This is a genomic window from Thioalkalivibrio sp. AKL10, from assembly GCF_000381845.1.
GTDB classification, from domain to species: Bacteria; Pseudomonadota; Gammaproteobacteria; order Ectothiorhodospirales; family Ectothiorhodospiraceae; genus Thioalkalivibrio; species Thioalkalivibrio versutus.
In genome coordinates this window covers 378110-397335 of the sequence record NZ_KB907143.1, presented here as the reverse complement: position 1 = coordinate 397335, position 19226 = coordinate 378110, and the positions used below count along the sequence as shown (strand labels likewise).

22 protein-coding genes and 3 tRNA genes are annotated in these 19226 nt (G+C 65.3%); 18 read left to right on the top strand and 7 right to left on the bottom strand.

What is annotated here, in order from left to right:
• Window positions 1–66: 66 nt before the first annotated feature.
• Together G333_RS0107700 and G333_RS0107695 are read right to left on the bottom strand one after the other, a co-directional pair.
• Window positions 67–465: a globin gene (locus G333_RS0107700; RefSeq protein ID WP_018938586.1), complete on the bottom strand. Its 399-nt coding sequence runs from the start codon at window positions 463–465 to the stop codon at window positions 67–69.
• A gap of 117 nt (window positions 466–582) precedes the next feature.
• On the bottom strand, window positions 583–2145 hold the full coding sequence (locus tag G333_RS0107695) for a glutamate synthase-related protein (RefSeq protein ID WP_019628124.1): 1563 nt from the start codon (window positions 2143–2145) through the stop codon (window positions 583–585).
• Window positions 2146–2265: 120 nt separating this feature from the next.
• Here G333_RS0107695 and pdxH point away from each other — a divergent pair, with 120 nt between their 5' ends.
• From pdxH to G333_RS0107650, 9 genes are all read left to right on the top strand, one after another.
• On the top strand, window positions 2266–2910 hold the full coding sequence (pdxH, locus tag G333_RS0107690) for a pyridoxamine 5'-phosphate oxidase (protein ID WP_019562584.1): 645 nt from the start codon (window positions 2266–2268) through the stop codon (window positions 2908–2910).
• 105 nt (window positions 2911–3015) lie between these two features.
• A tRNA-Ser gene (locus G333_RS0107685) sits at window positions 3016–3105 on the top strand.
• A gap of 427 nt (window positions 3106–3532) precedes the next feature.
• Window positions 3533–3916 (top strand): VOC family protein, encoded by a 384-nt coding sequence (locus G333_RS0107680; protein WP_019628123.1) that lies wholly within the window; start codon window positions 3533–3535, stop codon window positions 3914–3916.
• A gap of 18 nt (window positions 3917–3934) precedes the next feature.
• Window positions 3935–4291 (top strand): YciI family protein, encoded by a 357-nt coding sequence (locus tag G333_RS0107675; RefSeq protein ID WP_019628122.1) that lies wholly within the window; start codon window positions 3935–3937, stop codon window positions 4289–4291.
• Between the two features lie 40 nt (window positions 4292–4331).
• Window positions 4332–4787 carry an SRPBCC family protein gene (locus G333_RS0107670; protein ID WP_019628121.1) on the top strand — a complete coding sequence of 152 codons (456 nt, stop codon included), beginning with the start codon at window positions 4332–4334 and terminating at the stop codon, window positions 4785–4787.
• The gene (locus G333_RS14295; protein WP_081624514.1) at window positions 4780–5376 is read left to right on the top strand and encodes an AAC(3)-I family aminoglycoside N-acetyltransferase; all 597 of its coding nucleotides are present in this window, start codon (window positions 4780–4782) and stop codon (window positions 5374–5376) included. The genes G333_RS0107670 and G333_RS14295 overlap by 8 nt, the downstream gene beginning before the upstream one ends.
• Window positions 5373–6290 carry a VOC family protein gene (locus G333_RS0107660; RefSeq protein WP_019628119.1) on the top strand — a complete coding sequence of 306 codons (918 nt, stop codon included), beginning with the start codon at window positions 5373–5375 and terminating at the stop codon, window positions 6288–6290. Before G333_RS14295 ends, G333_RS0107660 begins: the two co-directional genes overlap by 4 nt.
• A 90-nt stretch (window positions 6291–6380) precedes the next feature.
• Window positions 6381–6746, top strand: a complete 366-nt coding sequence (locus G333_RS0107655; protein ID WP_019628118.1) for a DUF1428 domain-containing protein — start codon at window positions 6381–6383, stop codon at window positions 6744–6746.
• A gap of 38 nt (window positions 6747–6784) precedes the next feature.
• Window positions 6785–8059 (top strand): RNA polymerase sigma factor, encoded by a 1275-nt coding sequence (locus G333_RS0107650; protein ID WP_019628117.1) that lies wholly within the window; start codon window positions 6785–6787, stop codon window positions 8057–8059.
• 30 nt (window positions 8060–8089) lie between these two features.
• On the opposite strand, the gene G333_RS0107645 is transcribed toward G333_RS0107650, so the two are convergent.
• A tRNA-Val gene (locus G333_RS0107645) sits at window positions 8090–8164 on the bottom strand.
• A 623-nt stretch (window positions 8165–8787) separates the two neighbouring features.
• Here G333_RS0107645 and G333_RS0107640 point away from each other — a divergent pair.
• From G333_RS0107640 to G333_RS0107615, 6 genes are all read left to right on the top strand, one after another.
• Window positions 8788–8877: transfer RNA gene (locus G333_RS0107640), tRNA-Ser, on the top strand.
• A gap of 305 nt (window positions 8878–9182) precedes the next feature.
• Window positions 9183–11255 (top strand): SulP family inorganic anion transporter, encoded by a 2073-nt coding sequence (locus tag G333_RS0107635; protein ID WP_018938583.1) that lies wholly within the window; start codon window positions 9183–9185, stop codon window positions 11253–11255.
• A 122-nt stretch (window positions 11256–11377) separates the two neighbouring features.
• The gene (locus G333_RS0107630) at window positions 11378–12067 is read left to right on the top strand and encodes a Bax inhibitor-1/YccA family protein (protein ID WP_018145549.1); all 690 of its coding nucleotides are present in this window, start codon (window positions 11378–11380) and stop codon (window positions 12065–12067) included.
• A 103-nt stretch (window positions 12068–12170) separates the two neighbouring features.
• Window positions 12171–13142: a D-2-hydroxyacid dehydrogenase gene (locus G333_RS0107625; protein ID WP_019628116.1), complete on the top strand. Its 972-nt coding sequence runs from the start codon at window positions 12171–12173 to the stop codon at window positions 13140–13142.
• Between the two features lie 5 nt (window positions 13143–13147).
• Complete coding sequence (locus tag G333_RS0107620) at window positions 13148–13366, top strand: SlyX family protein (protein WP_018145547.1); 219 nt, start codon at window positions 13148–13150, stop codon at window positions 13364–13366.
• 5 nt (window positions 13367–13371) lie between these two features.
• Window positions 13372–14142, top strand: a complete 771-nt coding sequence (locus G333_RS0107615) for a class I SAM-dependent methyltransferase (RefSeq protein WP_019628115.1) — start codon at window positions 13372–13374, stop codon at window positions 14140–14142.
• 129 nt (window positions 14143–14271) lie between these two features.
• Here the strand turns inward: G333_RS0107615 and G333_RS0107610 are convergent, their stop codons facing one another.
• Window positions 14272–14832 (bottom strand): hypothetical protein, encoded by a 561-nt coding sequence (locus tag G333_RS0107610; RefSeq protein ID WP_018169891.1) that lies wholly within the window; start codon window positions 14830–14832, stop codon window positions 14272–14274.
• A gap of 386 nt (window positions 14833–15218) precedes the next feature.
• On the opposite strand from G333_RS0107610, the gene G333_RS0107605 reads away from it, so the two are divergent.
• Genes G333_RS0107605 through cyaY form a run of 3 tightly spaced genes read left to right on the top strand, consistent with a single transcriptional unit; the run spans window position 15219 to window position 16316 of the window.
• Window positions 15219–15554: a hypothetical protein gene (locus G333_RS0107605; RefSeq protein WP_018145544.1), complete on the top strand. Its 336-nt coding sequence runs from the start codon at window positions 15219–15221 to the stop codon at window positions 15552–15554.
• A complete protein-coding gene (locus G333_RS0107600; RefSeq protein WP_018938580.1) occupies window positions 15554–15940 on the top strand; it encodes a DUF423 domain-containing protein in 387 nt (128 codons plus the stop codon). Before G333_RS0107605 ends, G333_RS0107600 begins: the two co-directional genes overlap by 1 nt.
• A 52-nt stretch (window positions 15941–15992) precedes the next feature.
• Entirely contained in the window at window positions 15993–16316 is a 324-nt protein-coding gene (gene cyaY / locus G333_RS0107595) for an iron donor protein CyaY (protein WP_018951914.1), read from the top strand.
• A 21-nt stretch (window positions 16317–16337) separates the two neighbouring features.
• Here cyaY and G333_RS0107590 read toward each other — a convergent pair whose 3' ends face one another.
• From G333_RS0107590 to serS, 3 genes are all read right to left on the bottom strand, one after another.
• Window positions 16338–16760 (bottom strand): hypothetical protein, encoded by a 423-nt coding sequence (locus G333_RS0107590; protein WP_019628114.1) that lies wholly within the window; start codon window positions 16758–16760, stop codon window positions 16338–16340.
• 29 nt (window positions 16761–16789) lie between these two features.
• A complete protein-coding gene (locus G333_RS0107585; RefSeq protein WP_231373033.1) occupies window positions 16790–17794 on the bottom strand; it encodes a thioredoxin fold domain-containing protein in 1005 nt (334 codons plus the stop codon).
• 91 nt (window positions 17795–17885) lie between these two features.
• On the bottom strand, window positions 17886–19172 hold the full coding sequence (gene serS / locus G333_RS0107580) for a serine--tRNA ligase (protein WP_019628112.1): 1287 nt from the start codon (window positions 19170–19172) through the stop codon (window positions 17886–17888).
• Window positions 19173–19226: the final 54 nt, after the last annotated feature.

The following is a 19226-nucleotide window of genomic DNA, read 5'->3' as shown; positions in this document are numbered from 1 at the left end:
CAGGGCACGCCCGCGGGCGGGACTTCGCAGTGGTTGACCGGGCCGCCGGAAACGGCCCGGCTCGCGTCAGTAGCGCTCGATGAACAGATCGATCGCAGGACTCAGCGCGCCGCGCCAGCGCTGCGCCAGGGACTCCTCCCAGCGCGGATCCACCTCGCGGGCCGTCTCCACCATGCAGTTCAGCCACACCCCGTAGAGTTCCGGTGCCACCGGTACGCGGCCATGACGGCTATGCACCTCGGCCATCTTTTCCATGGTCGGGGCCACGAAGCTCTCGCCCTCGGCGTAGCTGATCGCGGTGGAAACCGCCTGGCCCAGGGCCCGTTTCTGCTGCGACCAGTTGGTGGTCGTGAACGCCTGCGCCACCCGCTCGTCGGCGGCGAGAAAACGTTCGTAGAAGCGATCCACGAAGTTGCCGGCCCGCCGACAACGCCCGTAGCTCTGGTGAACATCGGAGTAGCTCATCAAAACCCCCATTCCCGAAAAAGCGCGATTCTACCGGGATTGCTCCGAGGGGGGCTAATCCAGATCACCCCCGGGAGCAGGAACACATCAGGGTTTCCCAGCTACAGAGGACGGCCATCAACGTCCCTCGAGAACCCCTGCGTACTGGATACCGGCGAGACGTGCGAGATCGCGATCGAACGTGGTCAGATCATTCGGCCCGAAGTCCTCCAGACTGGAATGCCCACAGGCCCGCGCCAGTACTTTCATCAACTCGGTAGAACCGTTCAGGAAGCGCTCCAGCCGCTCGCTCCCCTCCTGCGGGTCCAGCCGGCTGCGCAGTTTCGGATCCTGGGTCGCGACACCACTGGGGCACTGATTGGTATGGCACATCCGCGCACTCACGCAGCCCACGGCCTGGATCGCCGAATTGGCGAGGGCAATCCCGTCCGCACCGAGGGCCAGGGCCTTCACGAAGTCCGCGGGCGTACGCAGCCCACCGGTGACCAGCAGCGTCACCCGTCCAGTGGCCCCATTGGCATCGAGAAAGCGCCGCGCCCGTGCCAGCGCCGGGATGGTAGGCACGCTGATGTGATCGCGCAGCAGGGCCGGCGCGGCGCCCGTACCGCCACCTCGGCCATCCAGGATCAGGTAGTCGGCGCCAGCCTCCAGGGCAAAGGCCAGGTCCGCCTCGATGTGGTTGGCCGACAGCTTGAATCCGATCGGCACACCCCCGGTCTTCTCGCGTACCGCGTCCGCAAACCGGCGAAAATCGTCCGGGCTTTGCAAATCGGCATGGGCAGCGGGTGAATGGGCATCCTGCCCCGCCTCGATCCCACGCACCCGCGCAATCTCGTCACTTACCTTGCTGCCCGGAAGAACCCCGCCCAGCCCGGTCTTCGCCGCCTGGCCGGCCTTGAAGTGAAACGCCTGAATCTGGTCCAGCACCTCGTCCGAATAGCCAAACTGCGCCGGCCCCAACTCGAACAGGTAGCGCGAATTTTCTGCCTGCTCGGCGTCCAGCATGCCCCCCTCGCCGGAGCAGATACCGGTCCCGGCCCGCTCTGCCCCGCGCGCCAGGGCGATCTTTGCCTCGCGCGAAAGCGCACCAAAGCTCATGTCCGACACCAGCAGCGGAATCGCCAGCTCCAGCGGGCGCTTCGCCTCGGGGCCGATCACCAGCGAGGTGCCCACGTCGGCATCTTCGTCGAGCGGGCGTGTGGCCAGTTGCGCCGCCAGGAGCTGCAGCCCGTCCCACGCGGGCAACCGATCGCGCGGGACACCCATGGCCACCGTTGTGCCATGGCGTCCCACCCCCTCCAGCCCGTCGCGGGCCAGGGCGTGAATCCACTCGACATGCGGTTCAACCGCGCTGTTACGGGGACTCGGGGCCTGATCGCGCTGATCCGATGCCTCGGAATCCCCTTCCGCCGCGCTCGCGGGCTGACCCACCGCGTCCTGATCGAATTGCGCATGCGTCCCGTCGCAGTACGGCAGATTGCCGGACTGCTTGCACTGACACAGGTACGCCTCGCCGTCCTCTTCCGCCGTGAAAATCAACGGCTCGATGCCGGAGCCCTCGTGCGACCCATCGCAGAAAGGCTGATCCTTCGAGCGCCCGCAGCGACAGAACGCATACTCCTCGCCCTTTGTCAGTTCCACTCCCCGGGGTTCCACTGCGGCGATAATCGGTTCAGCCATCGGATGCTCCTTGCGCTCGGTTTGAATCGTCCTCATCTGTGACAGTGAAAGTCGCACAAATTTCCGAATCCTCGCCGGCGCCGTATGATGACGTCGTCGCATCCAGCCCCGGGGAACATCATGAGCACCGCCGACCACCGCCATACCCGCCGCGATTACACCCGCGCCGAACTTCGCCGCGGCGACCTCCACCAAAACCCGCTCAGCCTGCTGAATGAGTGGCTGGAGGCCGCCCGCGAAGCCGGCAACCCGGACCCCACCGCCATGATCCTGGCCACCGCCGACGCCGACGGCCAGCCCTCCGCTCGCACCGTTCTGCTCAAGCACGTTGATCCCGAGGGCCTGGCCTGGTACACCGACTCGCGCAGCCGCAAGGGCCAGGACCTGAACGAAAACCCGCGGGCCGCCCTGTTGTTCTACTGGCCCGAGACCGAGCGCCAGATCCGGGTCGAAGGCCCGGTCACCGCCCTCCCGGGCGACCTGGCCGATACCTACTTCCACCAGCGCCCGCGCGGCAGCCAGATTGCCGCGGCGGCCTCGACCCAAAGCCACCCGGTCGCCGGCCGCGACGAACTCGAGCAGCGTGTACGTTCGCTGGAGCAGCAATACCCGGAGGGCGACATTCCGCGCGACCCCGCCTGGATCGGCTACCGCCTGCAGCCCGAACTGTTCGAATTCTGGCAGGGCCGCCCCAATCGGCTGCACGACCGGTTCCAATACCACCGTGCGGGAAGCGACTGGGAAATCACCCGCCTGATGCCTTAGAGAGACGCTGATCCGTGCTTCCCCGGCCCGGCTACCGCTCCGCCAACCGAATCTGCTAGGATTCGCTCCGTCGTGGCGGTTCGACCCCGCATGACAAGAAGATTCGGAGAGGTGCCGGAGTGGTCGAACGGGGCGGTCTCGAAAACCGTTGTACTCTCGCGAGTACCGAGGGTTCGAATCCCTCCCTCTCCGCCAAACACTAGCAAGGGGGCCCAAGTGGCCCCTTTCGCATGTATAGCCCAAGCGTTCCGGGATTCGAACCCGAGGAATAAACAAATTCAGGTTCGACCGGTGACGCATAGCGACGCCGGAACGCCGAAGCAAAGCGGAGGCGACCCGAAGGGCGGCCAGCCATGCTGGCCGTAATCCCTCCCTCTCCGCCAGATCAAAGCAAAGGGGCCCAAGCGGTCCCTTTTGCATGTCTGGCCCTGCGCAATTCGTCCGATGCACAGTGGCCCGCAATGACACGCCAGTCCGGAGCGATTGCGTTACACCCGCCTTCCAGATTCTTTCGGCCGGTTTAACTAAGACGTGTCGATTTTCGCGATTCTCGTTCGTCTAAAGTTCAAAGGGGCGCCTATACCGCGCCCATTGGCCCTGTACCACCACAGGAGAGATCGCCATGACCGCCAACCCCGTCGTCTGGTTCGAAATTCCGACGCAGGACATTGTCCGCGGCTGCGCATTTTACGAAGCCGTGCTGGAGGTATCGCTTACGCGTGCCGACACCAGCGCGTTCGCGCCGACCACCGAGGTCTGGATGTTCCCAATGGACGAAAACCTGCCCGGGTCCGCCGGTGCTCTGGTACAGGGGCCGGAGAACCCGGTCGGTCCTGGTGGTTGCATGGTCTATTTCGCCTGCGACGACTGCGCCGTCGAAGCCGAGCGTGTCGCGGCTGCCGGCGGTTCCATCGAAACTCCAAAAGAAGCCATCGGTGAATACGGGTTCTGCGTGATCGCGCGCGACCCGGACGGCAACCGCTTCGGCCTCCATTCAATGCAGTAGACACACTGGGACAACACCATGAATTTCCTTCTGCTAATCCTCGAAGAACACGGCGACCGCGACGCGCGCAGCGACGCCGAGGGACAGGCGCTGTACGCCCAGATGCTGGCCTTCGGGGCCGAACTCGAAGCCCGTGGCCAGTTACTCGCCAGCGAATCACTGCGCCCCGACCGCCACGGCGTGCGCGTCCAGAGCCGCGAGGACAAGACACGCTTCATTGATGGTCCGTTTATCGAGTCGCGCGAGATGATCGGCGGGTTTTTTCTGATCGACTGCGGCGACCGCGACGAAGCGGTCGAGTGGGCCGCGCGCTGTCCGGCCGCAAGCTTCGCGACGGTCGAGGTGCGTGAATGCGCTCCCTGCCACGAGCGCTAACGGCCCCCAACCATCGATCGACTGCGGAGGCCACCCACCCATGTTCACTGACCGCAATGTCCAGCTGCATCGCGTCTTGCGTGCACCACCCGAGCGCGTGTACAGGGCGTTTCTCGAACCCGACGCCGTCGCCAAGTGGAATGCACCGCACGGCTTCACCGCACGTGTTCACGAGATGGACGCCCGCGTCGGCGGCAACTACCGGATGAGTTTCGTTAACTTTGCCACGGGCACCCACCACGACTTTGGCGGCCAGTACCGGCAACTCGTCCCGAGCCGTTGCATCGTGGTCTGCGACCGCTTCGACGACCCCACGCTGGGCGGCGAGATGACCCTTACCGTAACCCTCGAACCGGTCTCCTGTGGCACCCATCTGTACATCCTTCAGGAAGGGCTGCCGGAGGCCATCCCACTGGAACTCTGCACCCTCGGCTGGCAGGAATCGCTGAACCTGTTGGCCTATCTCGTCGAAACCGAGATCTCCGACGATGGCTGATGCCCCTTCCCCACAGTGCGGCGCCACCCGCTACACGATCCGGCGTCTAGGGGCCACGGATCGGACACCCATGCATGCCCTGCTCGACCTGTTCGCTGACGTGTTCGAAGAACCGGAGATCTATTCGGGCGCGCGGCCCTCGCCCGAATACCTCGAGCGCCTGCTGGCGCGAGACACCTTCATCGCCCTGGTCGCCGAAATGGATGGCCACGTTATCGGCGGCCTGGCCGCTTACGTCCTGGACAAGTTCGAGCAAGCTCGCAGCGAGATCTACCTGTACGACCTCGCTGTGGCGAGCACCTTCCGGCGGCGCGGCATTGCCACGGCCTTGATCCGCCGCACCCAAGCGATCGCCGCAGAGATGGACGCCTGGGTCGTATTCGTCCAGGCAGACCGCACCGACGATGCCGCCATCGCGCTGTACAGCCGGTTGGGCCAACGCGAGGACGTGTTGCATTTCGATCTGCCCGTGGATGGTTGCTCCAAGGCGCCATCGTCATCGCGGAACACCCACCTCCCGTGTGACGACGATGCCCGCTCGGCTTCCTCCACGATCAACCACGCCGCGACGCGAGGCACCACACCATGACCCGGATCCCGCAGAAAATCGTCCCCCACCTCTGGTTTGACCGCGAGGCCGAGCAAGCGGCGAACTTCTATTGCTCGGTCTTCCCCGACTCGAACATCACGCACCTGACCACGCTCCATCGCACACCCGGGGGCGATTGCGACGTCGTGTCGTTCAACCTGTGGGGTCAGGCGTTCATGGCAATCAGTGCCGGCCCCGTGTTCCGGTTCACTCCCTCGATCTCGTTCATGGTCAACTTCGACCCGTCGCGGGATCCCGATGCAAGAATGCGGCTCGACAACGCCTGGGCACAGCTCGCCGAAGACGGCCACGTCCTCATGCCGCTGGAGCGCTATCCCTTCAGCGAGCGCTATGGCTGGATCCAGGACCGCTTCGGGCTGTCATGGCAGCTGATTCTCACCGACCCCGCGGGCGAAGAACGCCCGCCGATCATCCCGTCGCTCTTGTTCGTCGGCGACGTCTGCGGCCAGGCGGAAAACGCCTCCAATTTCTATCTCTCGACCTTTTCCGACTCGCGTCGCGGCCAGCTCGTACGCTATCCCGGCGGCATGGAACCCGACCAGGAAGGAACGGTGATGTTCACCGACTTCATGCTCGAGGGGCAGTGGTTCGCTGCCATGGACAGCGCCCAACCGCATGATTTTGCCTTCAACGAGGCCATATCGTTCTTGGTGAACTGCGCCGACCAAAAGGAGATGGACGCGCTCTGGCAACGGCTTTCGGCTGTCCCGGAGGCCGAGCAGTGCGGCTGGCTCAAGGACCCTTTCGGTCTCTCCTGGCAGATTGTCCCCGAACAACTCGCCGCCATGATGAGTGACCCGAACGCGGCGCGCGTGGACCAGGTCACCCAGTGCCTTCTCAAGATGAAGAAGCTTGACCTCGCCGCACTGGAAGCTGCCTACCACGGCCGATAGGCCCAACCCCAAGCCGTGGCCACCGCAAGCGGCGCGTGGCACACCCCCGATACGGACTCACCCCATGACATCCGCCAAAGGAGCCAACTCATGAACTACGTCGACGGCTATGTAATCCCGGTTCCGCGGGACCGGGTTCAGGACTACCGCCAGCAGGCCGACCTGGCCGCACGGATCTGGCGCGAACACGGCGCACTTGAGGTCGTGGAATGCGTCGCAGAGGACGTGACGCCCGGCGAGGTGACATCGTTCCCCCGCAGCGTACAGGCGCGCGACGGCGAAACCGTCGTGTTCGCCTGGATCCGCTATGAATCACGCGAGCACCGGGATCGCGTCAATGCCGCGGTCATGGCGGACCCGCGCCTGCCTTGCCCGGACAAGATGCCGGACAGCACCGCACCGTTCGATCTGCAACGCATGTTCTGGGGGGGCTTCGAGGTCCTGGTGCAGCAGTGAACGACCGTGGCTGTCCTGAACTGCATCCGTCACCTCGCGTGCAGGACATACACCGCCGCATCGAAGCCATCTGGCGTCTGGATGCACGCCGTATCGTCGCGGCCCTGGCACGCTGGAGCAGTGACTACACCCTCGCCGAGGACGCGGCCCAGGACGCCCTGATCGCGGCGCTCAAACACTGGCCCGCCGAGGGCATCCCGGAGAAACCGACCGCTTGGCTGCTGCACACCGCGCGCAACCGTGCGGTCGATCACCTGCGACGCCAACACCGGGGCGATGCCCTGGTCAACGACTACGGACGTGAAATTGCGCGCAGCCACCTGGCCGCAGCGACGCCCCAGTACAGCGACGATGCCCGGCACGACAGCCTTGCCTTGCTGTTCATTGCCTGCCACCCGGTTCTCCCACCCGACACCCGCTGCGCCCTGGCACTGCGCACCCTCGCCGGGCTGGATAACGCCGCCCTCGCGCGGGCCTTTCTGGTGTCCGAGACCACCATCGCCCAGCGTATCGTGCGCGGCAAACGCAAACTCGCACAGGCGAACGTCCGCTTCGAGACCCCATCGCCGGCTGAATGCCAGGAACGCCTTGGCTCCGTGCACGAGGTCATCTACCGGCTGTTCACCGAGGGCCATGTGGCCACCCACGGCGACGCATGGACGCGCAACGAGCTTTGCCACGAGGCGCTGCGCATGGCCCGCGTACTCGCACAGGCCACCCCCGACGACATCGAAACCCAGGCACTGCTGGCCCTGATCGAACTGCATGCCGCGCGGCTGGGCGCTCGCATGGATACGCACGGCAACCCGGTGCTTCTGAAAGACCAGGACCGCAGCGCCTGGGATCGCGGCGGGATCCGCCGTGGCTTGGCCGCCCTGGCCCACTCCAACAAGCTCGCCCGCGACCAGGATGCAGCGCCCAGCCCATTTCGCCTGCAAGCCGCGATCGCCGCCTGCCATGCCACCGCGCCCAGCTTCGCCGCCACCGACTGGCCACAGATCGCGGCGCACTACGCAACGCTGTTCGCGACCACCGGATCACCAGCGGCACGCATCCATCAGGCTCAGGCGGCCGCCCAGTTCGACGACCCGGCGCAGGTGCTGAGCGCACTCGAAACCGCTATCGATATACAAGCGCTCGCCCGTTACGTGCCCTTGCACGCGGTACGCGGGGACCTTCTGGAGCGGTGTGGCGAACACGCCGCCGCGGCAGCGGCGTTCCGGCAGGGAGCCGAACGCTCCGGCAATGACGCGGAGAAGCGCCTGCTGCGCGAGCGTGCGAACACAGCCGCACCCCAACAAAAAAAGGGCTAGGCCCGAACGGACCTAACCCTTTGATAATCCTGGTGGGCGGTACTGGGTTCGAACCAGTGACCCCTGCCGTGTGAAGGCAGTGCTCTACCGCTGAGCTAACCGCCCGGAGCGCGGTAAAGATTAGGGTTCGCGGGATCGGACGTCAAGGGAGGCGCGGATTTATTCGCGCGTCCGCGCTGGTCACCCCCGGTTGCCAGCCCGCCCCCCTTGCCAGACAATGCCCAGCCTCGGAGAGGTGGCAGAGTGGTCGATTGCACCGGTCTTGAAAACCGGCAGGGGTGAAAGCCCCTCCGGGGAGGCGCTGATCCATTTGCCCGTCCGCGCTCGAGTCGATTTTGCTCGCTGACAAGGCGCGGTGACTGCCGTGCAGTCACTCTGCACAAAAGAGCCGCAACGCCGCCAGCGGGTAAAATCGGCCGAGCCCCTTCGGGGTTGGAGCCCCATTTTCCCCGATCCTGCGTTGCGCCGCTTGACCGTAGAGTGACTACGGCACTGCGCAGCGCGCCTTGTCTCGGAAAAAATGGGGCACCAACGCGGACGGGCAAATGGATCAGCGTCTCCCCAGGGTTCGACAAGGCGGCGCAGCCGCCGCAGGACGTTGCCGCCAGGCAACGCCCGAAGGGTGAGGACCGCAGGTCCGAATCTATCCCTCCCTCTCGTGGCCGCCAGGCCACGCGGGCCACCCCCGGTTGCCAGCCCGCCCCCCTTGCCAGACAATGCCCAGCCCCGGAGAGGTGGCAGAGTGGTCGATTGCACCGGTCTTGAAAACCGGCAGGGGTGAAAGCCCCTCGAGGGTTCGAATCCCTCCCTCTCCGCCATTCCCACCGTCCCGGCCACAGTCATCTCCCGACTACGCCAAGCAACCCCACCTCTCGCGACTTCCTCGCAATACATAGCCCATCTAATATGCGTCATATAGAACAAGTTAGATAGAAGAAAATGGACTGACCGCCTATAATCTGGCGCTACTTTCGCGACTGCGCCCGCGCATCCGACCGGGCCCAGCACCGGCTGCCAGTATTGTGACGACGGCCCTGGCAAGCCCCGGCCCGGACTGCCCTTGGGCCCATTGCATCGGTTCCGGCCGTCGTCAACCCCACGAACTGGCCAAGCGAGCGACCCGATGAATTCGATTCTGCTGCGAGTGTTCCCCTTCCTCAGCTGGCGCCCGACGAAGCAAACCCTCAATGCGGACCTCATCGCCGGGATCTCGGTCGCCCTGGTCCTGATCCCGCAGTCCATGGCCTATGCCCAGCTGGCCGGGCTGCCGCCGGTGTACGGGCTTTACGCCTCCCTCCTGCCCGTCATGGTCGCCGCGCTGTGGGGTTCATCGAACCAGCTCGCCACCGGCCCAGTCGCCGTGGTCTCGCTGCTTACCGCCTCGGCGCTGATACCGCTGGCCGCCGAGGGCTCGTCCGAATTTGTCATGCTGGCCATTGCCCTGGCATTCATCGTGGGCCTGATCCAGTTGATGCTGGGGTTGTTCAAGCTTGGCGCGCTGGTCAGCTTTATTTCGCATCCGGTCATCGTCGGCTTCACCAATGCCGCGGCCATCATCATCGCCCTGTCGCAGTTGAACAAGATCATCGGCGTCCCGATTGATACCAGCGGCCACTTCATGCTGGGCCTCTGGGGCGTGATGACGGAATTGGGCAGCGTCCACTGGCCCACACTGGCGTTCGGCCTCGGCGCCATTGGCCTGATGGTGCTGATGAAACGGTTCGTGCCGAAGATCCCGGGGGTACTAGTCGCCGTAGTCGTGGCGATCCTGGTGAGCTGGGCAATCGGCTACGAGCAGAAGGCCGAGACGTCCCTTCAGCAGATCGCCCCGGCCCAGGTTCTGACTCTCGCACAGTCCATCGAGAGCGATGGCAAGCGCCTCGCCGATCTCGACGAGCAGATCCGCCGGCTGGAAGCAGAGCTCCAGGAACAGGAGGGCGCCGAGGCCGTGCGCCTGCGCCACGAGGCCGACCAGCTGCGTCTGCAGCGCGATGAACTGCGCCCCGAACTTGCCGGCATGCGCGAGGAGATCCGCGACATCACGCTGCGTCGCGTCCCCGGCGAGAATGATCAGCCTGCGCGGTTCATTGCAGACGATCACCTGACCGATGCCGAACGTGCACGCGCCGATCGCGCCGCATGGCGCATCGAACGGGTCGGTGAAGATTCCGTTCATCTGAATGGCGGCGGCGCCGTAGTGGGCAATGTGCCCCAGGGCCTCCCCGGGTTCTCGATCCCGGATATCACCTTCGGCACCTTCACCACGCTGCTGACCACCGCCTTCGTCATCGCGCTGGTGGGCTTCACCGAGGCCATCGCGATCGCCAAGGCCATGGCGGCACGGACCGGGCAGCGCCTGGACCCCAGCAAGGAGTTGATGGGTCAGGGTCTGGCGAACATCGCCGGCGGCTTCACTCAGGGTTACCCGGTAAGCGGCTCGTTCTCGCGATCAGCGGTCAACCTGAATTCGGGCGCCAAGACCGGCCTGGCCTCGGTCTTTACCGCGGTGATCATCGGCCTGGCCCTGCTGTTCCTGACGCCGCTGATTTATCACCTGCCACAGGCGGTCCTCGCTGCGATCATCATGATGGCGGTTGCCGGGCTCGTGAACTTCAAGGCCATCAAGCACGCATGGGTGGCCAACAAGCACGATGGCGCTGCCGCGGTGGTGACCTTCGTTGCGACCCTCGCAATGGCTCCGAACCTGGACTACGGCATCCTCACCGGTGCCGGTCTGGCCATCGTGCTGTATCTGTACCGCACCATGAAGCCGCGCGTCTCGGAACTGGCACGCTACGAGGACGGCACCCTGCGCGAGGCCCAGCGCTACGGCCTGGAGACCAACGAGAAGGTCGGCATCATGCGCTTCGATGGGTCGTTGTACTTCGCCAACGTGCCCTACTTCGAAGATGCCGTACTGGACCTGCTGGCCCGCCACCCACAATCCAAATATCTGATCGTCGTCGGCAAGGGCATCAACGAGATCGACGCCTCCGGCGAAGAGGTCATCCATCAACTGGTGCACCGCCTCAAGGCGCGCGGCATCACGCTCGTGTTCGCCGGCGTCAAGGCCCAGATCATGGAGGTCATGCAGCGCACGGGGCTGGACGACATCATCGGCAAGGACAACATCTTCAAGTCCACCGACCATGCGGTGAAGACCATCTCGGAAAAGGTCGGCGAGCCGATCAAGTAACCCGCGCCGGGCCGATCACCGCGTGATCGGCCCGCATGCCCTGAAACCGCAAGGGAAACGCTGCAACCGGGAACGCTTGTCGCTACACTGTGCTTGTTTCGAATCCAATGAGGAGTTGACCCGTGTCCCGAGACCAGATCGTCCGCTCGAGTCGCAATCCGTCCAGCACTGGTTCCATCAGCGAGACCATCTCCACCAACAAGGTGATCCGGCAGACCTACATGCTGCTGTCGCTCACCCTGGCGTTCAGCGCGATCACCGCGTTCATCGCCATGGCGGTCAACGCGCCGCCGGTGCACTGGATCATCATGCTGGGGGTGCTGATCGGCGGCCCGTTCGCCATCCACGCCGCGCGCAACTCGGCGCTGGGCATCGTGCTGACCTTCGCCTTCACCGGCGTACTGGGCTTCTTCCTCGGCCCGATCCTGAGCATGTACCTGGGTCTGCCGAACGGGCCACAGATCGTCGGCAACGCCTTCGCCGCCACTGCGGTCGCGTTTGTCACGCTTTCCGGCTACGCCCTGGCCACCAAAAAGGACTTCAGCTTCCTCGGCGGCTTCCTGGTCGTCGGCCTGATCGTCGCCCTGCTGGCCATCGTCGCCAACCTGTTCCTGGCGATCCCGGCCCTGTCGCTGGCCATCTCGGCCGCGGTTGTCCTGCTGCTGTCGGCCGCCATCCTGTTCGACACCAGCCGGATGATTCACGACCCCGAGGCCAACTACATCGTGATGACGGTCTCGCTGTACGCGAACCTCTATGTGATGTTCCTGCACCTGCTGAACCTGTTCCACGCCTTCATGGGCGACAACTAGGGTTCCGCGCTGCACAGCACGGCAGGAATGCGTTCCAGGGCCCCGCACAGCGGGGCCCTTTTCATTGGACACCATCTTCATTGAATACGGATACACGCCGATCATGAGCCACCTTCAACGCGGCGTCTTTCTCGATCTCGCCACGGTCGACCGCGACGATCTTGACCTGACCGAACTCCGGGCCAGCCTTCCCGAGTGGTCCTTCCACGAGCACACCGAGCCGGGTCAGCGGCTGGGCCGGATCGGTGATGCCGAGGTGATCGTCACCAACAAGGTCGAGCTGAATGCGGAGGTACTGGCCGCAGCCCCTCGCCTGCGACTCGTCTGCGTCGCCGCCACCGGAACCAACAATATCGACGAGGAAGCAGCCCACCGCCTGGGTATCGTCGTCAGCAATGCGCGCGACTACGCCACCGACTCCGTGGTGCAGCACGTCTTCACCCTGCTGCTGACGCTGGTCACCCAACTGGACGCCTACCGCGCGGACATTCGCGCCGGTCGCTGGAGCGCCTCCGATCAGTTCTGTCTCCTCGACCACCCCATCGGCACGGTGGCCGGAATGCGCCTCGGCATCATCGGCTGGGGCGTACTGGGCCGGGCCACCGCGCGCGTCGCCGAGGCCTTTGGCATGGAGGTGCTGGTCGCCGAGAGCCTGAATCCGGACCGCGCAGCACAAGAGGATCGCGTGCCGCTGGAACGGTTACTGGGACAATGCGACGTCATCAGCCTGCACTGCCCCCTGACCGCGACGACCCGGCACCTCATCGATGATGCCGCCCTGCGCCAGATGCGTCCGGGGGCCCTGCTGCTGAACACCGCCCGGGGTGGCCTGGTCGATCCCGAGGCCCTGGCCAGGTACCTGCGCAGCGGGCATCTCGGCGGCGCCGGCATCGACGTACTGGAACCGGAACCCCCACCGGCGGATCACCCCCTGCTGGCCGACGATATCCCCAACCTCGTCCTCACGCCCCACACCGCCTGGGCCGCGCGAACCGCCCGACAGCGGGTGATCGACGAGGTTACGGCCAATATCCACGGCTTCGCGAGCGACCAGCCGCGCAACGTGGTGGAGTAACCCACATGGATTCGGAAGCCCTGCAAAAACGCATCGAGGATCTGGAGATCCGCCTGGCCCATCAGGAATACACCCAGGAGGAGCAGGCCCGCGTGCAACTGGAGCTGCAACAGGCCAATACCGAGCTGCGCCAGCAGGTCCAGTGGCTGCGCGATCGCATGCGCGACCTCGAGGAGCACGGCGGCGGGCCGGAGGGCGCCGAACCACCCCCGCCGCACTACTGACGCCCATGCCACTCACCGTACGCGCGGCCCCCGGCCACGAGTCCGCCGCCAACGCACTGCGCCAGGCCTTGGCGGCGCGCGGCTACGCCCATGCCGGGGAAGCCACGCTCGTGCTGGAGACGGGAGACCGCGGGCTCGAACTGGTCCGCGAGGACGTACACCCGCCGCTGCGACTGCAGCTGGACTTTGCCGCCGGGCGCCAGGGCTACCGCCTCGCCCATGCCGGTCACCAGCGCGAGGGCCTGATCCGCGCCTTCGGCAGACTCCCGCGTGACGGTCATGTGCTGGATGCCTCCGCCGGCCTGGGCCGCGACACCCTCCTGCTGGCCGCGCACGGCTTCCGGGTCACGGCCTGGGAGCGGCATCCCGTGGTGTACCACCTGCTCGCCGACGCGCTGGAACGCGCGGCGGCCAGTCCGGAACTCGCGCCCATCATCGGACGCATCACCCTGCACGAGGGGAAGGCCGATCCAGCGCATCTCGCCGTCCCGGCAATGGCCGCGGTCTTCGATCCCATGTTCCCGGAACGGGCCAAGCGGGCCGCGGTGAAAAAGGACATGCAGCTGATGCAGGCGCTGATGCCCGAGGCGGCCGACCCCGACGCGGAGCAAACCCTGGCCACCCTGCGCCAGAACGTGGAACGTCGCGTCATCGTCAAGCGCCCGCTGCATGCGCCCGCCCTCGGTCCCGAGTCGCCCCAGGCGAGCATCAAGGGCAAGAGCGTGCGCTTTGACCTCTACCCTGCCATCACCCTCGCGAAGGTGGAGGACGGCTGACTCAGACCGTCCAGGCCGGACACGGTTTTCCGCGTCCGCAGAGGCACCCGCATAGCGAGTTGGCGCCTGCCGGAACCACGTCACCCCTGGGGCCCGGTGAAAGAGCCAGGGCCGCTTGTGAGGTCACCTTCACGGTCTGCCCAGGATCAGTTGGTCATCCCCGGCGAAGCGATAGTCGGGGATGGGCAGGTTGCGCCGGGCCGATTGATCCGCATATACGCGGCCGGCGCCGTCGTAACGTCCGCCCCGGCAGCGGTCGACAAAGCCACCGCTCCAGCCGTCGGCCTCGTCCGGGTGGACCAGGTCCAGCTCGCACCCCAGATCCGCACTTTCGCCGATCACCACCAGCCACTCGGGCCGGAAGCTGCGCAATGGCCGATCCAGCCCGTCCGGTTGCTGGCCGCGGCGGGCCTCCGGGTCGACCAGCTCGTCATCACCGGCCAGGGCGGCCTGCCACGCAGCATCGCGATGGACCACAAGCACGTGGCGGCTACCGTGAATCACACGCAGGGCCTCGCCCGGGGCAATCTCGGCAAGATCCACCCGCAGCGTCTCGCCACGGGTATCGCCCGGTCCGGAAAAGGCGTACCGGAGCATCACCCCAACCAGCAGCAGGGCGGCCCCGAGAACCATCAGTTTGATCAGGGCGCGGATGCGTACCCGAGTCAGCGAGTCGTTTGTTGCGTGCACCTGGTATCCCCGTTCGCGTCCGGAAGCCCCCGGAACCCGCGTCGAAATCGCTTTGCCTGAGACGGACGCACGCCGAGGGAAATACTGATGAATGTACACCCTCGCGCTCGAGTCGCTTTTGCGTGCGAACAAGGCGCGGTGAGCGAAGTGTAGCCGAGCTACATAAGCGAGCCGCAACGCTGGGCGCACGCAAAAGCGGCCGAGCCCCTTCATTCAATGGTTTATGGGGTTGGCACCCCAGGTTCCCCGATCCTGCGTTGCGCCCCGAAGACATCAAAAACGGGCGGGTAGAACCACTACCCGCTGCACGGCGCGCCTTGTCTCGGGCAACCAGGGGTGCCAACGCGAGTGTGTACATTCATCAGTATTTCCCTAGACTATGCAGCATGAATGAACCCAAACGCTCCAGTCGCACCTACGTAGGCCTGTACAACGATATGTACGCCGGCATGACCCCCATCGGCAATTTCATCCGCGATGCCTGGGTATTCGGCATCCTCCCGGAGGACGAAACCTGCGATGGCTGGGATGTCTCGCGCATCCAGATGCTGCATGACCAGGTCAACGCCGAGTGGGACAAATACAGCCTGCGCATCAGCAACCTCCCGCCCGAGCTGCGCGAGCGCCATGAGCGCATCCATAACGAAGCCATCGAGCGCGCCCGCGAGCACGGCTGGGTCGCCGGCCAGGACATCGACAGCGAGATGGGCGACGACGCCTGATGGGGGCCAGCGAACCGCTGATTCGCCCCCTTGTTGTCATCGCTGCCCTGCTGGGAGGGACTGCCGTCGTCCTCGGCGCCTTCGGCGCCCACGCCCTGCAGGAACGCCTGACGGAACAGGCCCTCGCGACCTGGCATACCGGCGTCCAGTATCACTTCATCCATGCCCTGGCCCTGCTGCTGGTCGCGGCGTTGTGGGCCCACCTGGCCAACGGCTGGGCCGCTGCCAGTGCTGTGGCGTTCGTGATCGGCATCCTGCTGTTCTCTGGGAGCCTGTATGCCCTGGCGCTCGGCGCACCCCGTATCCTCGGCGCGATTGCACCGCTGGGCGGCACCGCGTTTATCCTCGGCTGGGCCGGGTTGGCCATTGCCGCCTGGCGCAGCTGACCTATAATCACGGCGCAGCCACCCCCCTCTTCCCGACCGTATCGAGATCCCCATGAGCCAGACCTCCTTCGCCGTATTCGCCGAAAACACCCTGGACGACATCCAGACCCGCCTCACCGAGCAAAGCGCGCTGGACGACCTGGACATTGACCTGATCGACGGCGTGATGACGATCGAATTCGACGATGGCGCCCAGTTGATCCTGAACCGCCAGGAGGCCGCACAGCAGATCTGGCTCTCCTCGCCCGAAGGACCGGCTCATTTCGGCTATTCCGAGGAGGAAGGCACCTGGATCGACGATCGCAATGGCGAAGAGCTGCACGCGACCCTGGTGCGGGTCATCGAGCAGAAACTGGGCGTACCCGTCGAGCTCTGATCCGGCGACCACAGGTCGCTGTCAGTCGCCCTTGCCGGCGCCCTTCTTCGAATCGCCCGGGCCCGCGGCCTCGCGTTCCTCCTGCGTTGCGGGCGCCTCTTCCAGCGCCCGCAGATGCGCCTCGACCTCGGCCAGTACCGGGTGGGGCTTGTCCTGTTCCAGCGCCATATCGATCGCCTTGAGCGCCTCCACCGCCTCCGCATCGCCGCGTAGCGGCATGCGCGCTACGCCCAGCGCCAGCATGCGGAACTGGCGGAACACCAGATAGCTGAGCGTCGCCACCACCAGGGCGGCCCACACGTTGTCCTGGAACCAGAGCCATACCGCCGCCCCGTAGCCCCCGAAGGTCAGCGCGAAGATTCCCAGCGCTACGCGGTGGGAACGGGCAACGATGCCTTCCAGCACTTCACGGTTGCGGATTACGAAGTCACGGTCGAAATGCAAAGGGATGATTCCTTGAGTCAGCGGCGTGGTCAGGGGCGCGGCGGCTGCTGGGCACGCCAGCGTTCGAAGGTCGGATAATCCTCGTACCCACGGGTCAGGACGAAGTCCAGCACGTTGCGCAGCCGATTCTGGTGGACGACCGAATCGATGCGGATAATCTCTTCGCCGCGCTCGTCGAAGAAAATGAGCGTGGGCGCCCAGTGCACACCCAGTTCCGCGGCCCAGTCTTTTGCGTTGGTGCGGTCGCCACCCGGCGTCAGCACCGGCGTATCGGCATCGTCGGCATCCAGCTGCACCGCATCCATCAGGCCGATGCGCTCCAGCACCTCGTCCTGCTGCAGCGGCTCGGAGTGCATGATATCGCAGGCATGGCAGGCCTCGCGCTCAAAGAACACCACCAGTGGGCGTTCGGCGGGGATTCGGCTCCGATCCAGCGCATACGGCTGGTTGATGAAGAACTCCCGCTGGTTGATGTCGTCGAGATCGAACTTTGGCGGTGGGTCGGCGCGCTCTAGATAGTCGCGAAAACTCTCCTCGCGGTCATGCCGGTCAATCACGTATTCCAGCAGCGCGCGGAACCGGTATGGTGGGTAGTAACCGCGCATCTGATGGATGCGCTCGCCGTCCTCGTCGTAAAAGGCAATCGAGGGGGTAAAGTTCAGCCGTTGTTCGGCGGCGTAGCGCCGTTCGAGCCAGGTCTCGCCGTCCAGGTCCGTGACTTCACGTGTGCCCAGCGCGTCGATGGCCACCACGTTGAAGTGTGACGCCAGGTACTCGCGGATATCGTCCTGTGCGAAGTTCTTGTCAAACAGCGCCTCGCAATAGGGGCAGTCATCCATGCCAAAGTAGACGGCCAGCCCCATCTTTCCCTGCTCCACCGCGTCTTCCAGGTCCTCGCGCAGATCGAGGAAGCTCAGCTCGAACCAGTCGGGCGTATGCAGCCCAATCGGGCGCGGGGTGTCATCGAACACGATCCCCTCGTCGGCTTCGACGGATTCGTCCGCCACAGAGGCGGTCGCGAACAACACCACCATGCCCACCAGCGAGACGACGCTCGCCAGCCAACCCAACCAATTCTTCCTGCCAAGGGCGTTATTCACGTCGAGAAGACTCCCGGTGGACCTCCTATTCGGACGGCGGCTCCATCACCGAGGTTCCCCCGAGATACGGGCGCAGTTTTTCCGGGATGTGGATCGAGCCGTCTGCCTGCTGGTGATTCTCCAGCAGCGCGACCAGGGCCCGGCCCACCGCAACCCCGGACCCGTTGATGGTGTGCACCAGCTCCGGGCGTTCGCCCGCCTTCGGTCGGAAGCGCGCCTGCATGCGGCGCGCCTGGAAGGCCTGGAAGTTGGAGCAAGAGGAGATCTCGCGGTAAGCATCCTGGGCCGGCAGCCAGACTTCCAGGTCATAGGTGCGCGCCGCGGCAAAGCCCATGTCCCCGGCGCTCAGGAGCATCACGCGGTACGGAAGTTCCAGCGCCTGCAAGACCCGCTCGGCATGGCTCAGGAGTTCCTCCAGCGCGGCATCCGAGCTCTCCGGCTGCACAATCTGCACCAGCTCCACCTTCTCGAACTGGTGCTGCCGGATCAGGCCGCGCACGTCGCGCCCATAGCTACCCGCCTCGGAACGAAAACACGGGGTGTGGGCCACCATCTTCAGCGGCAAGGCCTCGGCATCGAGGATCTGCTCGCGCACCAGGTTGGTCAGGGTGACCTCGGCGGTGGGGATCAGACGGTAGCGCTGGTCACAGTCGACCGAGAACAGGTCATCGTCGAACTTCGGCAACTGCCCGGTCCCCTCCAGCGATTCGGGATTGGCCAGATAGGGGACGTAGGTCTCCTGGTAGCCGTGTTCGCCAGTATGGAGATCGAGCATGAACTGGGTCAGTGCCCGGTGCAGGCGCGCCATCTGACCGCGCATCACCACGAAACGCGAACCGGCCACCCGCACTGCGGCCTCGAAGTCCAGCCAGCCACCGGGCAGGCCCAGGTCCACGTGATCGCGCGGCGTGAAATCAAAGGTCCGCGGGGTTCCCTCGCGGCGGACCTCGACGTTGTCTTTTTCGTCCAGTCCGTCGGGCACGTCCGCCTGCGGCAGATTCGGGATCTGCATCAGCATCGCATCCAGCTCCTGCTGGACCCCGTGCAGATCGGTCTCGCACTGCTTGAGCTCGTCGCCCAGGCGCCCGACCTCGGCCTTCAGCGGCTCGATGTCCTCGCCCCGCGCCTTCGCCTGCCCGATACCCTTGGAGCGGGTGTTGCGGTCGGCCTGCAGCTCCTGGGTGCGCACCTGCAACGCCTTGCGCCGGGCCTCCAGGGCCTTGAAGCGTTCGCGGTCCAGGGTATAGCCACGGCGTTCCAGAGCGGTGGCAGTCGCATCCAGGTCCTGGCGCAGGCTGTGGATATCAAGCATGACGGATTTCCGGCAAGGGGTGGAAAGAACGACGGGGAAGTCTACGGTTGCCGT

What these genes read in the sequence shown, in the direction of transcription:
- G333_RS0107670 (WP_019628121.1), top strand. Translation starts at nt 4,332, where the DNA reads ATGTTCACTGACCGCAATGTCCAGCTGCATCGCGTCTTGCGTGCACCA.
- G333_RS0107660 (WP_019628119.1), top strand. Translation starts at nt 5,373, where the DNA reads ATGACCCGGATCCCGCAGAAAATCGTCCCCCACCTCTGGTTTGACCGC.
- G333_RS0107700 (WP_018938586.1), bottom strand. Translation starts at nt 465, where the DNA reads ATGAGCTACTCCGATGTTCACCAGAGCTACGGGCGTTGTCGGCGGGCC.
- G333_RS0107585 (WP_231373033.1), bottom strand. Translation starts at nt 17,794, where the DNA reads ATGGTGGTGTTGTTCGCGACCGCCTCTGTGGCGGACGAATCCGTCGAA.
- G333_RS0107695 (WP_019628124.1), bottom strand. Translation starts at nt 2,145, where the DNA reads ATGGCTGAACCGATTATCGCCGCAGTGGAACCCCGGGGAGTGGAACTG.
- G333_RS0107635 (WP_018938583.1), top strand. Translation starts at nt 9,183, where the DNA reads ATGAATTCGATTCTGCTGCGAGTGTTCCCCTTCCTCAGCTGGCGCCCG.
- pdxH (WP_019562584.1), top strand. Translation starts at nt 2,266, where the DNA reads ATGAGCACCGCCGACCACCGCCATACCCGCCGCGATTACACCCGCGCC.
- G333_RS0107675 (WP_019628122.1), top strand. Translation starts at nt 3,935, where the DNA reads ATGAATTTCCTTCTGCTAATCCTCGAAGAACACGGCGACCGCGACGCG.
- G333_RS0107600 (WP_018938580.1), top strand. Translation starts at nt 15,554, where the DNA reads ATGGGGGCCAGCGAACCGCTGATTCGCCCCCTTGTTGTCATCGCTGCC.
- serS (WP_019628112.1), bottom strand. Translation starts at nt 19,172, where the DNA reads ATGCTTGATATCCACAGCCTGCGCCAGGACCTGGATGCGACTGCCACC.
- G333_RS0107655 (WP_019628118.1), top strand. Translation starts at nt 6,381, where the DNA reads ATGAACTACGTCGACGGCTATGTAATCCCGGTTCCGCGGGACCGGGTT.
- cyaY (WP_018951914.1), top strand. Translation starts at nt 15,993, where the DNA reads ATGAGCCAGACCTCCTTCGCCGTATTCGCCGAAAACACCCTGGACGAC.
- G333_RS0107625 (WP_019628116.1), top strand. Translation starts at nt 12,171, where the DNA reads ATGAGCCACCTTCAACGCGGCGTCTTTCTCGATCTCGCCACGGTCGAC.
- G333_RS0107605 (WP_018145544.1), top strand. Translation starts at nt 15,219, where the DNA reads ATGAATGAACCCAAACGCTCCAGTCGCACCTACGTAGGCCTGTACAAC.
- G333_RS0107680 (WP_019628123.1), top strand. Translation starts at nt 3,533, where the DNA reads ATGACCGCCAACCCCGTCGTCTGGTTCGAAATTCCGACGCAGGACATT.
- G333_RS0107615 (WP_019628115.1), top strand. Translation starts at nt 13,372, where the DNA reads ATGCCACTCACCGTACGCGCGGCCCCCGGCCACGAGTCCGCCGCCAAC.
- G333_RS14295 (WP_081624514.1), top strand. Translation starts at nt 4,780, where the DNA reads ATGGCTGATGCCCCTTCCCCACAGTGCGGCGCCACCCGCTACACGATC.
- G333_RS0107620 (WP_018145547.1), top strand. Translation starts at nt 13,148, where the DNA reads ATGGATTCGGAAGCCCTGCAAAAACGCATCGAGGATCTGGAGATCCGC.